At 40.7% G+C, this 13,898-nt stretch carries 13 protein-coding genes and 1 tRNA gene; 12 read left to right on the plus strand and 2 right to left on the minus strand.

Translation table 11 applies throughout. The features are described from left to right. Positions 1-112 precede the first annotated feature (112 nt). From ACYPWY_RS01775 to ACYPWY_RS01785, 3 genes are all read left to right on the plus strand, one after another. Positions 113-514, plus strand: a complete 402-nt coding sequence (locus tag ACYPWY_RS01775) for a hypothetical protein (protein ID WP_459683671.1) — start codon at positions 113-115, stop codon at positions 512-514. 200 nt (positions 515-714) lie between these two features. Continuing rightward, positions 715-1,347 carry a S24 family peptidase gene (locus ACYPWY_RS01780; RefSeq protein WP_459683673.1) on the plus strand — a complete coding sequence of 211 codons (633 nt, stop codon included), beginning with the start codon at positions 715-717 and terminating at the stop codon, positions 1,345-1,347. 3 nt (positions 1,348-1,350) lie between these two features. Next, entirely contained in the window at positions 1,351-1,773 is a 423-nt protein-coding gene (locus tag ACYPWY_RS01785; protein ID WP_459683674.1) for a hypothetical protein, read from the plus strand. A 386-nt stretch (positions 1,774-2,159) separates the two neighbouring features. Here ACYPWY_RS01785 and ACYPWY_RS01790 read toward each other — a convergent pair whose 3' ends face one another. Further along, the gene (locus ACYPWY_RS01790) at positions 2,160-2,372 is read right to left on the minus strand and encodes a hypothetical protein (protein WP_459683675.1); all 213 of its coding nucleotides are present in this window, start codon (positions 2,370-2,372) and stop codon (positions 2,160-2,162) included. Positions 2,373-2,769: 397 nt separating this feature from the next. Between ACYPWY_RS01790 and ACYPWY_RS01795 the strand changes: the two genes are divergently transcribed. Then, a complete protein-coding gene (locus tag ACYPWY_RS01795) occupies positions 2,770-4,350 on the plus strand; it encodes a hypothetical protein (RefSeq protein WP_459683677.1) in 1,581 nt (526 codons plus the stop codon). Positions 4,351-4,599: 249 nt separating this feature from the next. Beyond that, on the plus strand, positions 4,600-5,625 hold the full coding sequence (locus ACYPWY_RS01800) for a 6-bladed beta-propeller (RefSeq protein WP_459683679.1): 1,026 nt from the start codon (positions 4,600-4,602) through the stop codon (positions 5,623-5,625). Between the two features lie 249 nt (positions 5,626-5,874). Here ACYPWY_RS01800 and ACYPWY_RS01805 read toward each other — a convergent pair whose 3' ends face one another. Next, positions 5,875-7,323 carry an aminoacyl-histidine dipeptidase gene (locus ACYPWY_RS01805; protein ID WP_459683680.1) on the minus strand — a complete coding sequence of 483 codons (1,449 nt, stop codon included), beginning with the start codon at positions 7,321-7,323 and terminating at the stop codon, positions 5,875-5,877. 261 nt (positions 7,324-7,584) lie between these two features. Here ACYPWY_RS01805 and ACYPWY_RS01810 point away from each other — a divergent pair, with 261 nt between their 5' ends. From ACYPWY_RS01810 to ACYPWY_RS01840, 7 genes are all read left to right on the plus strand, one after another. Beyond that, positions 7,585-7,803, plus strand: a complete 219-nt coding sequence (locus tag ACYPWY_RS01810; RefSeq protein ID WP_459683681.1) for a hypothetical protein — start codon at positions 7,585-7,587, stop codon at positions 7,801-7,803. Positions 7,804-7,819: 16 nt separating this feature from the next. Continuing rightward, positions 7,820-8,431 carry an OmpH/Skp family outer membrane protein gene (locus ACYPWY_RS01815; RefSeq protein WP_459683683.1) on the plus strand — a complete coding sequence of 204 codons (612 nt, stop codon included), beginning with the start codon at positions 7,820-7,822 and terminating at the stop codon, positions 8,429-8,431. Positions 8,432-8,508: 77 nt separating this feature from the next. Then, positions 8,509-8,582: transfer RNA gene (locus ACYPWY_RS01820), tRNA-Ala, on the plus strand. 326 nt (positions 8,583-8,908) lie between these two features. Further along, on the plus strand, positions 8,909-9,631 hold the full coding sequence (gene recO / locus ACYPWY_RS01825) for a DNA repair protein RecO (protein ID WP_459683684.1): 723 nt from the start codon (positions 8,909-8,911) through the stop codon (positions 9,629-9,631). Between the two features lie 19 nt (positions 9,632-9,650). Next, complete coding sequence (locus tag ACYPWY_RS01830; RefSeq protein ID WP_459683687.1) at positions 9,651-11,444, plus strand: MutS-related protein; 1,794 nt, start codon at positions 9,651-9,653, stop codon at positions 11,442-11,444. Between the two features lie 356 nt (positions 11,445-11,800). Then, positions 11,801-12,019 (plus strand): hypothetical protein, encoded by a 219-nt coding sequence (locus ACYPWY_RS01835; protein WP_459683689.1) that lies wholly within the window; start codon positions 11,801-11,803, stop codon positions 12,017-12,019. A 494-nt stretch (positions 12,020-12,513) separates the two neighbouring features. Then, a complete protein-coding gene (locus tag ACYPWY_RS01840) occupies positions 12,514-13,848 on the plus strand; it encodes a rhamnogalacturonidase (protein WP_459683691.1) in 1,335 nt (444 codons plus the stop codon). The last annotated feature ends 50 nt before the right edge of the window (positions 13,849-13,898 follow it).

The raw sequence follows: 13,898 nt of genomic DNA on the forward strand, positions 1-13,898 counted from the left end.
TTACGCTATTTATTCTGTAATATCCAAATATTTTACAGAATATTTTACGCAATAATTGATTTTTTATGAAAATGTGTTGATTTACAGACAAATAAATTTTAAATGATGTAGTATGATTAATATGTACAGATTATATTGCGATGCTTTTAGCGCTTATAAGAGGTATCGTCTTCAAGTAATGTTATTAGAATACTTGGCTGCGGAAGGTATTCATAAAAATGAGGGCATAACAGATATCCTTAAGCTAAAACCCTATGTAGACAGTTCGTTGATGTGGAAATCTACCAGCGAAGATATTCAGAAATCTATAAGCTATCTGGAATGCCTTAAATATGTTATTTACGATACAGAAAACAAGACAATGCGCATTGCCTCTGATGGTGTTAATGCACTTAAAGATGGTGGTATTCAAAATTTAGCCAATAATACTTTTGGAGGTCTTGTCAGCATCCATATACAATTTTTTTGCATAGCAATATCACTGACAGCATTAATAATAAGTATGTTAAAATGACAAACAGTCCTCCGTATTTGAAAAAATCACAAATTAGGAATAGCTTTAAGCGTACCCATGACGGGCATTTACCATGTTTCTCTTTGTATATAATTTCACCGATAAATCTGTTTTTATCCGTATGCTTTATTGAAGTCTCCATAAATATTAAATTATTTTTTTTGCAAATATACGGTATTTATTCTGTAAATTATATATAAATGAAAAAAAGGTTAATAGAGTTTTTAGCTTTTTTGGGAATTGGACAACTGAAATTTGAAAATAAAGTTGGTCTATCTCGTGGATATGTAAATAGTGTGAAGGATAATATTACGATAAAGACTATTGATAAAATCATATCCGCTTATCCTGAATTAAATAAAGAATGGCTAATGTCCGGCGAGGGGGAAATGCTTAAATCTAATGCTCCCGCAGTTATTAAATTATCCGAAAACAGTATTGAAGGAATTCCATTAATACCGATTGATGCAGCAGCCGGATTCGGCAAGGGTGAAGTGCAGGTTATGGAATTTGAATGCGAGCGGTACGTGGTTCCCATGTTCAAGGGAGCGGATTTTTTGATTCAGGTAAAAGGCAGCAGTATGATACCCAAATACAATTCCGGCGACGTAGTTGCTTGCAAAAAGTTACCCCTTGAAGATATTTTCTTTCAATGGAATAAAGTATATGTCATTGATACCAATCAAGGTCCTTTAGTAAAGCGAATCAAAAAAGGTAGTGAAAAAGATTATATATCAATCATCTCTGACAATCCTCAATACGACTCCTTTGAGTTACACATGTCGAAAGTGTATGGAGTTGCTTTGGTTATTGGAGTTATAAGACTGGAATAAAATATGGAACAATATAGAGAAGTGATAAGATGCCCGAAGTGCAATAGCGAGATGATTGATATTAATCAAAAAGGGTTTGGTGCGGGAAAGGCATTAGCCGGAGCCGTTGTTACAGGAGGAATAGGTTTGCTCGCCGGATTTATTGGAAGTAAAAAGTCAACTGCTACTTGCCTTGCTTGTGGAAAAAAGTTTGACCCGAAAGAGGGGTATCTCAAAATAAGAATAAAGGAAGATAATTCCGTAGTTAATACTTTGGATATTGATAGAGAAGTTGCCGAACGCAAAAGGATTGATACTATTACAAACTTTTCAGATGATGAATTGGAAAAGAAATTTAAATTATGGGATAGGCTTCATGAAAAAGGTCTATTAAATGTAGATGAAGTGGAAAAAAAGAAAAAAGAATACTTAAACAGTAGGAAATAACGCGTAAAAGCCAACACACGCACTTTTTAATTGTTTCAATACACGAATAAAAAAAAATATGCTGATAATTAATGATTTATAAATTCTACTATTTGAATTTTACCCCCATTAATATGCTAAATTTACCGTTTTAATTAACTGTATTAGTCTATTTGTATATGTAAATCAAAAAAAAAAAACGTAAAATGTAACCCCAAACGTAACCCCATTAAAAACATTTCGTTTTTGTAACTCCAAAAATGTAACCCCAAACGTATCCCCAAGTGTAACCACAACCCCTATTTTTGCCATTTTATAGACCGTTCAAAGGCATTCCGATGTACCACCCCACCGGTTAAGCATAAAAAAAGCCGCAAAAGCGGCTCAAATCCTTGTTTATATCAGTTTTATTGCTCTCGTCCGCACCTGAGTAGGTGCGATTGCTTTATTATGGATCGTTTCGTCAATGTAACGCCACCGTCAGTCAATCCGGCGTGAGATAAAGTATTCTTTGTTATCCCGATGCGTTCTTCGCTTAGGTGGTCAAATACCGCCGTAATGCTGCCAAAGTAGAAATCTTTCTTTTCAAAAATCAAATGCACGTGTATTACTTTTGTCATTATAGTAACTATTTAGAAGTTTATTTTTTGCAAAAGTACGAAATAATTATTATATAGAAGTATTTAGAAATAATTTTTTCGGCGTTTATTTGGCGACACAGGCGTTTTGGTGTTCGGGTGCTACATCTATCCGTTTTCAAGGAGAAATAGGCTGAAATAGGCTGTATTTTGTTGTGAGGTGTAAACGTTTCCGTCTCAAACAGCGTTCAAATAGTTCTTGAATGTAAAGCAAATGTAAAGCAAAGTAAACGTTTCGTTTTTCAATTCCTGTTGTCGAAGTAAGTAGTTAAATCGTTTCCTGATGCCGTTTTAAGACTGTTCCTATTCGTTTTCCATAAGTCTCTTTTCGTTCTGCCCCCCTTACAAGCAAATCTATTCTCCACTGGAAAAAGTAGAAATGGAGTTTGAACTGACTGGTCCTGACGGGGAGCCCGTAGAAACCAGTTTTTCCCTGTCAATCAAAGATGCAGGCGCCATCGTATCGACTATTTATGCCGACAATGTAATGACCAACATGCTGCTCTCCTCCGAACTGAAAGGTTATATTGAAGATCCTGCCTACTATTTTGAGAAAGACGATGAGAAAACAAAATCCGACTTGGATTTGCTGGTACTAACTCAAGGTTGGCGGCGGTACGTGTGGGAAGAAATGGCAGGAACAAAGGAATTTACATTGAACCAACCGGTAGAAAAAGGCATCGTGATAGACGGAACGGTCAAGGACTTCATGCGGGACAGAAACAAGGACAAAGTGGATGTCTCCATTATATTGACCAAAGACAAACAAGGCATACTGCACGAGCAGGCTACAACAAACCAAGATGGCAAATTCGGCGTTTACACCCAAGATTTGTGGGGCGAATGGGACATGGCGCTGCAAACCAAGGAAAAGGACAAGAAAAAAGATTACCGCATTATGCTAAATCGCCTGTTTAGCCCAACACCCTTATCTTATATGGGTTATGAGACTAAAATAAAAGGCAGAGTGCAACGGAAACAAACGCTACAAGCGGATGAAACAGAGGAATTGGATGAAGAAATAATAGAAATTGCCGCTGACACCACCCTGTTGACGATGAGCGAACAAGAGCATCTGTTACCAACCGTAACGGTAAAAAAGCGAAAATTCGGGGAGTATAATGACAAGGAAGAAGACTTGTCAAGAGCAGAAGCCATATACGATGTGCGGCAAGAAATAGATGCCATGGCGGATGCGGGCGATTATCTGGGCGAAAGTGTGGTGGATTTTCTGCTGAAAACCGACAAGAATTTTTCGGTCATGTATGAGCGAGTAAATGATGCGGATATTTCCAGAGAAATGGGGCTTGATATAACGTATCAAAAGACGAACTACCTGTACCTTAACAAATCGGTTGTTTTTATGGTGAATAATAAACCGGCAAGGGTATCGCCCTATTCGCATATACGCAATGTGCCTATGAGTGAAGTAGATACCATTGCCATTACCGAATCAAGAGAGATAACTATGCGGAATTTTGGCCGGGGCTATTCACCGGTACCCGAAGCCGGAGGATTACCGTACGATGTGGCAGTAGCTTTTTACAAAGATTATCTGGAGGATGAGTTAGTGGATCGCGATCAGGCAATATATTCTTTACCGGAAGCGCCGGAAGCGCCGGAAGCGCCGGATAAAAAGATCTTAAACAATTCGGGTAAGATGTATATTTTAGTCTATACCTATCCCGATGATAAATTCCGACCGGATAAAAAAGGCATTCGCAACACCAAATTGCAAGGTTACTCGTATGCCAAAGAGTTTTACAGCCCACAGTATGATTATGCGGTATCTTCCGCCGACAAGGATTACCGCCGCACAATCTACTGGAATCCAAATGTAGAAACTGATAAAAGCGGTAAAGCCGGTGTTAGTTTCTACAACAACAGCACAAGCCGTCAATTGCTGATTGATGCTGAAACTGTTACCAGTTCGGGATTGTTTGGAATTTATGAAAAATGAAGGTATAGAAGCAATGTCTTAACATTATCTAAGAATAGGGAATATAATTACTGTTTAACGACTAAAAAAGGAGGTATACTGCGCTCTGTAATAGCTTGCGATAATAATTTTATTTAAACTAGTGTCGTACAGTCATTTATGATTATTATATTTCTCAATATTCGGCAGAGCGTGGTATAATATGAGAAAGAAATAAAATTAAGAATAAATTTACTCATCTGTTTTTAGAATATTAACAATTAAAAAATTATGTATTATGAGAAAAAGATATTTCTTGAAACAAATGATGCCTCCTTGCTGAAATACATCAATCGGATGTACCTTGATAAGGATACCTTGTTTGTTTTTGATCGCGCGTTGGGAAAAGTTGTTATCTTCAATACTAACGGCAAGTATTTAAACAGTATATGCAACATCGGGGGCGGCCTGGGCGAATACGCTCAGACAATGGATTTCTTCGTTGATAAAGATAATCGCCGTATTCTTTTATTGTGCGACCTTCCCTGTAAAATAATATGGTACGATTATAACGGAGAGTTTGTAAAAGAAGAACCGTTTAAATTCACTTATTCGCAACTGATTGCCAATAACGATTATATATATTGCGACCGGCCCGAGACCAGTACAAGCAATACAAATGAATATCAGCTCGGCATTTTCACACACGATTTCGAACCGATAAACGATATACTGTTACTGCGAGAAAAGAACAATATCTCGCTGTTTAGCTCCGACAAATCGTTGACAAAAAGTCAAGGCAAACTATTTTATACTCGCCGATTTGACAATGCAATATATAGCCTTGAGAATGGAGGTATTTCTGTTAAATATACAATCAACTTCAACGAACACAATTTGCCCGAGACCGTTTTAAAAATGAATTATACTATTCCCCAATTTATGGAAGTATGTAGTAAGCAAAAATACGTGTTTGCTATTACCGGATGTATTGAAAACGAAAATTATTTTCTCTTTAATACAAATATAGGAACATTTGTGTGGGATAAGCAAAAGAATGAATTAAACGGATATAGCTTTACCCGTAATACATATAACGACCTGCTTTCTTCCAATTACCAGTTGCTTGGAGATAAGATAGCCTACGTTTACAATCCTTCCGATATTTTAAAAATAAGAGAAAGAATAGAAAAGCATGAGCATCATGATGTACATGAGCATGACCACAATCATCAGATAAAACCGGAATTATTTGAAATATTATCGAAAGTAAGTGTAGATGATAATCCGTTGATTTACATCTATGAGTTGAAATAGGAAGTTTCAAGATGTTAGCATCTTGTACCGTTTGTCATTCTAACTCTTATGTAATAAAAACGTAAACTACTGAAAATCAATGCTATTCTTGTTGCCCTATTTAAGGCTACAGTTCGCTGTTCGGGGACTCATATACAAATCATAAAAATAGAAAACCGTGTTATTCTGTATTTTCCGTGTATTGAGTCGCCTCCGCTCCTCGAACGTTGTTTCCGTGTGCGTTTTACCCATAACCTGAAACTTTGAACTTCAAACTTTCAAGTTTTCAAGTACATCCAACAACAAGTCCCACCATTTGGCGACAGAGGGTATATTGACTTTTTCGGCGGGAGAATGGGCTTCCAAAATGGTAGGCCCGCACGAAATCATATCCAGACGGGGGTACTTTTCGCGGAACAAACCGCACTCCAAGCCCGCATGAATGGCTTTCACCCCGGCATCCCGCCCGTATAATCTCCGGTACGATTCTTTGGCTATTTCCAGAATTTTTGAATCGGGATTGGGCTTCCATCCCGGGTAACCTTCAGCATGTACAATCTCTGCTCCAGCTAAGGTAAAGACGGCATTTACCGTGTTTACAGCATCGGTCTTTAACGATTCGGAGGAACTTCGCTGGCTGATACCGATAACAATCCTGTTCCCATCTTTCATTTTTATCGAAGCCAGATTGGTGGATGTTTCAACCAAGCCGGGAATATCGTGGCTCATGCCCATCACACCGTGCGGACAGGCATACAGGGCATTCAACAAGTTGCCGGTTGTCTTTTTGTCCACTACGAATGCCGGTGTTTCAGCCGATTCAATCGACAGCTGCACGTTCGGGTCAACGGCCTTCAACTCATCCTCGATGTTGGGAATGAGATTGTTCAGCTCTACAACCGCCAGTTCTTTTTTGCTGTATGGCACGCCCACAATAGCGTATGCTTCGCGGGCAATGGCATTGTGCAGGTTTCCGCCGTCAATTTCGGCCAGCAGCAAATCGAATTTGCGCGATAAAGTCCAAAGGTAGCGGTTCAGTATTTTATTGGCATTGCCCAAGCCTTTGTCAATCTCGCTGCCCGAATGTCCGCCATTCAAGCCGTTCACCTGCACTTTGAACCAAAAATAGTTTGAGGGAACAGCCTCTTTCTCGTAGGTAAATGTGGCCACAGAGCCTTTTCCTCCGGCACAACCTATATAAAATTCGCCTTCCTCTTCGGTATCGAGGTTGATCAGGTAATTGGCCGACAAAAAATCTTTTCCCAAGGCATAAGCGCCTGTCAATCCCGTTTCTTCGTCCACCGTGAAAAGACATTCCAAATCGCCATGCTTAATATCGTTTGCCGCCAAAATGGCCAATTGAGTGGCTACCCCAATGCCGTTATCAGCGCCAAGGGTGGTGCCTTTCGCTTTCAGCCAATCGCCATCGACATAGGTTTCAATCGGGTCTTTGTCGAAATCGTGGACAACATCCCTGTTTTTTTCGCAAACCATATCCACATGCGATTGCAGGATGACCGGCGCAAGGCCTTCTTTTGTAGCAGCTTTGGTGATAAGCACATTGCCTGCCTCGTCTTTTTGGGCATCCAAGCGGTGTTGCTTGGCAAAATCCAGCAAGTAGGCGATTATTCTCTCTTCTTTTTTTGAAGGACGCGGAATTTGGCTTATTTCGTAAAAATACTTCCAGATAGCTTCCGGTTTTAAATCTTTAATTGTCATATTTAAAAAGTTTTAAATGTAGGGTCGAAATATTTTTCGCCCTTTTTTCAAAGTTCAATGCAGGGTTGCGGCGTGCTGCGACCACATAAAATTTCGAGCCTCAAAATGTCGGGTTTAAACCTTAAATCTCGGACTTTGAACTTTAAACTTACTAAAATTACACCTATGCGGAGAATTGGGCAAACTTTTTCACATCTTTTAATTGTGGAGATGTGAGTTTATTTTAGCTTATAGAATATCTTTGCGTCAATCTTTAGAAATATGCTTGTTACTGTTATCATAACAACCATTATTATTGGTATAGTGGTTTTGCTGTTGGGCGTTAAAATATTCTTTACGAAGAACGGAACATTTCCCAATGGGCATGTGGATGGAAATAGAGCGATGCAAGAAAAAGGTATCACATGTGCCAAGTCGCAGGATAAGTTGCTGCAAAAACAGAAAAAGTTATACGATTTGATTAACGAAGAAAATTATTAAACTATTCAAGTATTATATGAAAAATCTTTCATTTGTAATAAACGGTGTTTTGGCCGTTGCTGTTATCATACTTTTTATTTTGCATTTTACCGGTGGAAATAAATCGGATGAAGGTTCCGAATCGCTGAAATTCGAGAACGATTCTACGATTGTTTTGCCCATTGCATACGTTGATGTTGATACATTGCTCACAAACTATGCTTATGCAAAAGAAATCAGAGAAATGTTGCTGAACAAATCCGAAAATTCAAAAGCTTCATTGACAGAGAAACAACGGAAAGTGGTTGCCGAACAACAAGACTTTCAGAAGAAAGCACAAAATAACGCATTTATAAGTCAGGAAAGAGCCGAGTCGGAATACCAACGGATACAAAAACTGGGTGTTGATTTGGAACAGACAGCCGCCCGTCTCGATAACGAACTGGCAATGGAACAGATAAAATACAACAATCAGTTAGCCGATTCGGTGAAGATTTGTATTGCCGAATTCAATAAAACAGCCAACTTTCAGATTGTATTCAGTAATTCGGGATTAGACAATATTTTAGATTCCAGTCCCAAATACAATATTACCGGTCAGGTGCTGAAGCTGTTGAATAGCCGCTACACATCGTCGGCGAAGAAATGAAATTCAGGAGTTCAAAGTTCAAGGTTCCAAGTTCCAAGTTTGAACCTTGAACTTTGAACCTGAAACCTGAAAACCCCGGGGCATTAGCTCATCTGGCTAGAGCGCAACACTGGCAGTGTTGAGGTGATCGGTTCGAGTCCGATATGCTCCACTATAATTAGCAAATTTAGTTAATTAGCAAATTTGAAAATTCGATAATTGGCAAATTAACTATAAATAAACGTCGTTTGCCCGTAGGGCATACATATCAATAGAGAATGGCTTTGTCAAGTTTCTACAACCCCGTAGCGGGTTGAATACCTACGGCGTTCGGGTTTGGTCATGTAATGTTTTTCTATTGATATGCAAGTCCTAACGGACTACTCTTATATCGAACTTACGTTAATTTACTAATTAGTTCTTTGCATCTTAGCGTTTAACTTTTCATTTGCTAATTAACCAATTACCGAATTTGCTAATTAGCTAATCATTCACAGCGTGTTCCAGAAAGTTCAAGGCATCGTTCTTAATTCTATCAATTACAACGATAAGTATGTGCTTGTCCAAATCTATACCGATAGTTTGGGGCGGGTTACTTACATGCTGCCTAAAGTGAGTGGTAAAACATCGAAAGTGAAGAAGGCGCTTTTCTCGCCGCTTGCCGTGCTGGATATGGAAGTTGAGCACCGTGTTTCGCGCGATATTCAACGTATCCGTGAGGCGCATCCGGTTTTTCCGCTGCATTCCATTGCTACGGATTTAAGTAAAACTTCTACTACTTTTTTCCTGTCCGAATTTCTGACAAAAATCCTGCGCGATGTAAACGAGAACAATGCGCTGTTTCAGTACCTGTTACACTCGATAGAGGTATTGGAATATACCGAGAAAAGTATGGCAAATTATCACCTGGCCTTTATGCTTGGCCTGACGCACTTCCTGGGCTTTTATCCCAACCTCGAGGATTATCAGCAGGGCGCATATTTCGATATGCTGAACGGCTTGTTTGTTGACAGGCAGCCCATGCACAAGCATTTTGTGTCGGTAGCCGATAGCCTCGTTCTGGCCAGGCTGGCGCGAATCAGCTACGAAAACATGCATTTGTTCCGCTTCTCACGTCAGGACAGAATCAATATTGTGAACCGCATACTCGAATATTACCGCATCCATGTACACGATTTCCCAGCCTTGAAGTCCTTGGATGTATTGCACGATTTGTTTTAGAAAATACCTTATAACAAGAATGAATTTGACCGAAGTAAAAGACTTCTACGCGAAGATAATAGAAAAAGAACGGCTGAAATATGCCGAATTGAAGAAGCGGATCTTTAATACGGGCACGCTGCGTCTGCTGGTTGTGTTGATTGGTATTGTGGTGGTATATGGCGCATGGGGCAACACGCCGGCTGTTGTTGCCGGTATGGGCGCTACGGCAGTTGTTTTTGCGGCATTGATGCTGTACCATAATCGCCTGTACAAGAGACGATTGTATGCCGAGATTCAGGTACGAAACGCCGAAAACGAGCTGAAGGGCATCGACTACGATTTCTCGGCTTTTGACGGTGCACCCGAAAAAATAGAACAGGGGCACAGCTTTAGCCTCGATTTGGATTTGTTCGGCAACCGCTCGTTTTTTCAATCGCTGAACCGGACGGTTACTTCGTTCGGAAAAGATTACCTGGCAAATGCCCTCTCGTTTCCTTTGGGCGACAAGCAAAGCATACTCCACCGGCAGGATGGCATTAAAGAATTGGCGGCTAAGCCCAGGTTGCTGGCTCACTTCCGAACAACGGGGCAGATGATGGATGCCGGTAGCTTCAACCGGCAGGATTTCTTAGCTTCGTTTTCGCAAGCCCCGTATTTTTATGGGAGTAAGTTCTGGGCGGCTATGATTTATGCGGTTCCGGCATTGTATGTATTGTTGGGCGCATTTTACCTGTCGGGCATTGTTGTGGGGACTTCGTTTTTGTATCTGTGGATTATCCTGCTTGTTTTCAGCTCTATTCCGATGAAGAAAAGCATGAAGCTGTTCGGCGTTTTCGATAAAAAAACAGCAATGCTCGACACCTATTCCCGCCTTTTTGAGATTTTGGAGAATGAAGATTTTAAAGCCCAACTTTTAAGGCAGAATCAGCAGGAACTGAATGGCGTACACAAAGCCTCCCGGGCTATTGCGCAGTTGAAATCCTGCCACAATAATCTGGGTCTGTCGGCCACTTTTCCGGTTATTTTGTTTCTCAATCCGGTTTTGTTGTGGAATGTGCGCTATGCCTTGCAAATAGAAAAATGGCTGCAACAGCACAAAAATGATATTAACAACTGGTTCGGTGCGCTTGCCCGCTTCGATGCGCTTATATCAATGGCGGTATTTGCCTACAATCACCCCGGCTACATTTACCCCGAAGTGTCGGAATCGTTTGTGTTTGAGGGGAAAAAACTTGGTCATCCGCTGATACACCGCGATGTGTGCGTTCGCAATGATGTGCAGATGCTTTCAAAACCCTGTTTTCGGGTTATTACGGGGGCGAATATGGCCGGAAAAAGTACCTATTTGAGGACAATAGGCATCAATCACCTGCTAGCCTGTACCGGAATGCCGGTCTGCGCCGAGTCGCTCAGCTTTAATCCCTGCCAGCTGGTTACCAACCTCCGGACAGCCGATTCCCTGGCCGATAACGAATCGTACTTTTTCGCCGAATTGAAGCGGTTGAAAATGATTATCGACCGCTTGCAAGCCGGAGAAGAATTGTTTATTATTCTCGATGAAATCCTGAAAGGAACCAATTCGGAGGATAAGCAAAAAGGCTCGCTGGCCCTGATGAGGCAGTTGCTGCGACTGAACGGTACCGGCATCATTGCCACCCACGACCTGATGCTGGGAAAACTGGAAGATGAATTTCCGCAACACGTAAAAGATTATTGCTTCGAGGCCGATATTGTGGACAATCATCTCTCTTTTTCGTACCAAGTGAGGGAAGGCATTGCGCAAAACATGAATGCCTGCTTCCTGATGAAGAAGATGGGGATAACTGTTTGAATTGAGAATTGAGAGTTGAGAATTGAGAATGAAACGCAAAGACAACATATTCCTGTTAAAGCAAACGCATGAAAATTTTTAGAACCACTTATTACGGATGAGATTCCTCCCTTTGGTCGGAATGACTCGCCTGTTAGTGGTTCAAGGGATGAGGAAGTGGCGGCGAAGCCGCCACTTCCTCATCCCCTCTCCCCAAAAGGAGACAGTCATTCCGACCAAAAGGAGGAATCTCCTGCTCATATCAGCAACTTTACCGAAAGGCATAATCAGTAAAATGCCCTACATATTCCTGCACTTATCATTCTCAATTCTTTATTATTTTCTATCTTTGTAGTAGATTTAAAAAGAACAAGAATATGAAAACATTGAATGTCTCTATTTCCAATATCGAATACGATTCGTTTGGATTGACAAAAGATAGCTTCTCTTTCTCCGAATTTCTTGACATCATTGAAAGGCGATTATCCCGTCAGGCGCTTGACAAAACCATTCAAATAGCTGATATGTATGGATTATCATCTATCAGTATGGATGAAATTTCGGATGAAGTGCAAAGCGTTAGAAACAAGCGATGACTAAGATAATCGTTGACACTAATGTTATTGTTTCGGCGCTGATACAGCGAAGCTACCCATACTATATCCTCTACGAACACGTTTCAAGTTTTGTCTCTCCGATGCGTTGATGCAGGAATACGTTGATGTATTGAATCGCCCCAAGTTCAGCAGATACAATGACTTTGTTTTTAGAGCAGAATATGTACTGAGCTACTTGCGTTAGACATTATAAAGGACGCAGACGACAACAAACTTTTGGAATTAGCAGACATCAGCCGTGCCGAATATCTCATTACGGGCAATACGAATGATTTTACAATGTCCAGTTACAAGGATACAACAATCATAAATCCAAGGGATTATTGGGAATTGTATATGTGAAGGAACAGCATATTCTAATCCTTAATTTCCCATTAACCATTAACTATTATTTTTCGTTTTTATTAACCACCAATCACTAACTACTAACCATTATATTGTTCTATTTTTGCATCAACAAACACTTTTTTACCATGAAGAAAAACATTTTTAAAATTTCAGCGCTTGCATTTGCTATCTTGTTCCAACTGAATGTGATGGCACAGAAGCAAGATTTATTTCCTGATGGAACGCCTATTCCCGATTGGTTCCGGCAAATAAAGGAGACCAATATAAAAACATTGGGCAAAAGTTTCCGAATTACCGATTATAATGTAGTCAACGACAGTACTGTTATCCAGACGGAGCAGATACAAGCCGTTATTGATAAGGCATCCGGGTCGGGTGGGGGTGTTATCGTTATTCCTCAGGGAACTTTCCTCAGCGGCTCGCTTTTTTTCAAGCCAAATACGCATCTCCATTTGGAAGAAGGCGCTACGTTGAAGGGTAGCGACGATATTAGCAATTTCAGCATTGTCAAAACGCGCATCGAAGGGCAGACGCTCAACTATTTTGCGGCCTTGGTGAATGCCGACAATGTGAACGGATTTACCATTTCGGGCAAAGGTACGCTGAACGGAAACGGGCTTCGCTACTGGAAATCGTTCTGGTTACGGAGAAAAGTTATTTCCAATTGTACCAATATGGACGAATTACGTCCCCGTTTGGTGTATATATCAAACAGCAAAGATGTTCAGATTTCGGGCGTGAAGTTGATTAATTCGCCTTTCTGGACGACCCATCTCTACAAATGCGAGAATGTGAAGCTCCTGAACCTTTATATTTATTCGCCAAGTGCGCCGGTAAAAGCGCCCAGTTCGGATGCCATTGATATAGATGTGTGTACGAATGTGCTTGTTAAGAACTGCTACCTGTCGGTTAATGACGATGCCATAGCACTGAAGGGTGGCAAGGGTCCTACTGCCGATAAGGACGAGAACAACGGAGCCAACAAGAACATAATAATCGAAGACTGCACCTACGGATTCTGCCATGGCGCCCTGACTTGTGGCAGCGAATCGATACACGATCGCAATATTATACTTCGCCGGATTCAGGTGAATAAGGCGCAACGTTTGCTTTGGTTGAAAATGCGTCCCGATACGCCGCAGAATTATGAATATATTTTGCTCGAAGATATTACAGGCAATGCAACCAACTTTTTGTATATTCAGCCCTGGACGCAATTCTTCGATTTGAAAGGCCAAACGGAGATACCAATGTCTTATTCGAGCAACATAACCCTGCGCAACATTAACTTTGAGTGTAGTACGCTTTTCAATGTCAGCAACTCCGAGCAATACAAGCTGTCGAATTTCACATTCGAGAACCTGAATCTCAAAGCAACAAACTCGTCCGAGATTCACACCGGATACATCAAAGATTTCAGGCTGAAAAATGTAGTCATTAACGGCGAAAAGAAGTATTAAGGATAAAATGTAGGGGCGAATCGTTATTCGCCCTTCAGGTTCCGTAAGGG

The sequence above is a fragment of the Viscerimonas tarda genome, assembly GCF_054601255.1.

Bases quoted from the DNA above. Each gene is read 5' to 3' on its own strand.
- ACYPWY_RS01790 (WP_459683675.1), bottom strand. From the start codon at position 2,372: ATGACAAAAGTAATACACGTGCATTTGATTTTTGAAAAGAAAGATTTC.
- ACYPWY_RS01810 (WP_459683681.1), top strand. From the start codon at position 7,585: ATGCTTGTTACTGTTATCATAACAACCATTATTATTGGTATAGTGGTT.
- ACYPWY_RS01840 (WP_459683691.1), top strand. From the start codon at position 12,514: ATGAAGAAAAACATTTTTAAAATTTCAGCGCTTGCATTTGCTATCTTG.
- ACYPWY_RS01800 (WP_459683679.1), top strand. From the start codon at position 4,600: ATGTATTATGAGAAAAAGATATTTCTTGAAACAAATGATGCCTCCTTG.
- ACYPWY_RS01835 (WP_459683689.1), top strand. From the start codon at position 11,801: ATGAAAACATTGAATGTCTCTATTTCCAATATCGAATACGATTCGTTT.
- ACYPWY_RS01780 (WP_459683673.1), top strand. From the start codon at position 715: ATGAAAAAAAGGTTAATAGAGTTTTTAGCTTTTTTGGGAATTGGACAA.
- ACYPWY_RS01830 (WP_459683687.1), top strand. From the start codon at position 9,651: ATGAATTTGACCGAAGTAAAAGACTTCTACGCGAAGATAATAGAAAAA.
- ACYPWY_RS01805 (WP_459683680.1), bottom strand. From the start codon at position 7,323: ATGACAATTAAAGATTTAAAACCGGAAGCTATCTGGAAGTATTTTTAC.
- ACYPWY_RS01815 (WP_459683683.1), top strand. From the start codon at position 7,820: ATGAAAAATCTTTCATTTGTAATAAACGGTGTTTTGGCCGTTGCTGTT.
- ACYPWY_RS01785 (WP_459683674.1), top strand. From the start codon at position 1,351: ATGGAACAATATAGAGAAGTGATAAGATGCCCGAAGTGCAATAGCGAG.
- ACYPWY_RS01775 (WP_459683671.1), top strand. From the start codon at position 113: ATGATTAATATGTACAGATTATATTGCGATGCTTTTAGCGCTTATAAG.
- ACYPWY_RS01795 (WP_459683677.1), top strand. From the start codon at position 2,770: ATGGAGTTTGAACTGACTGGTCCTGACGGGGAGCCCGTAGAAACCAGT.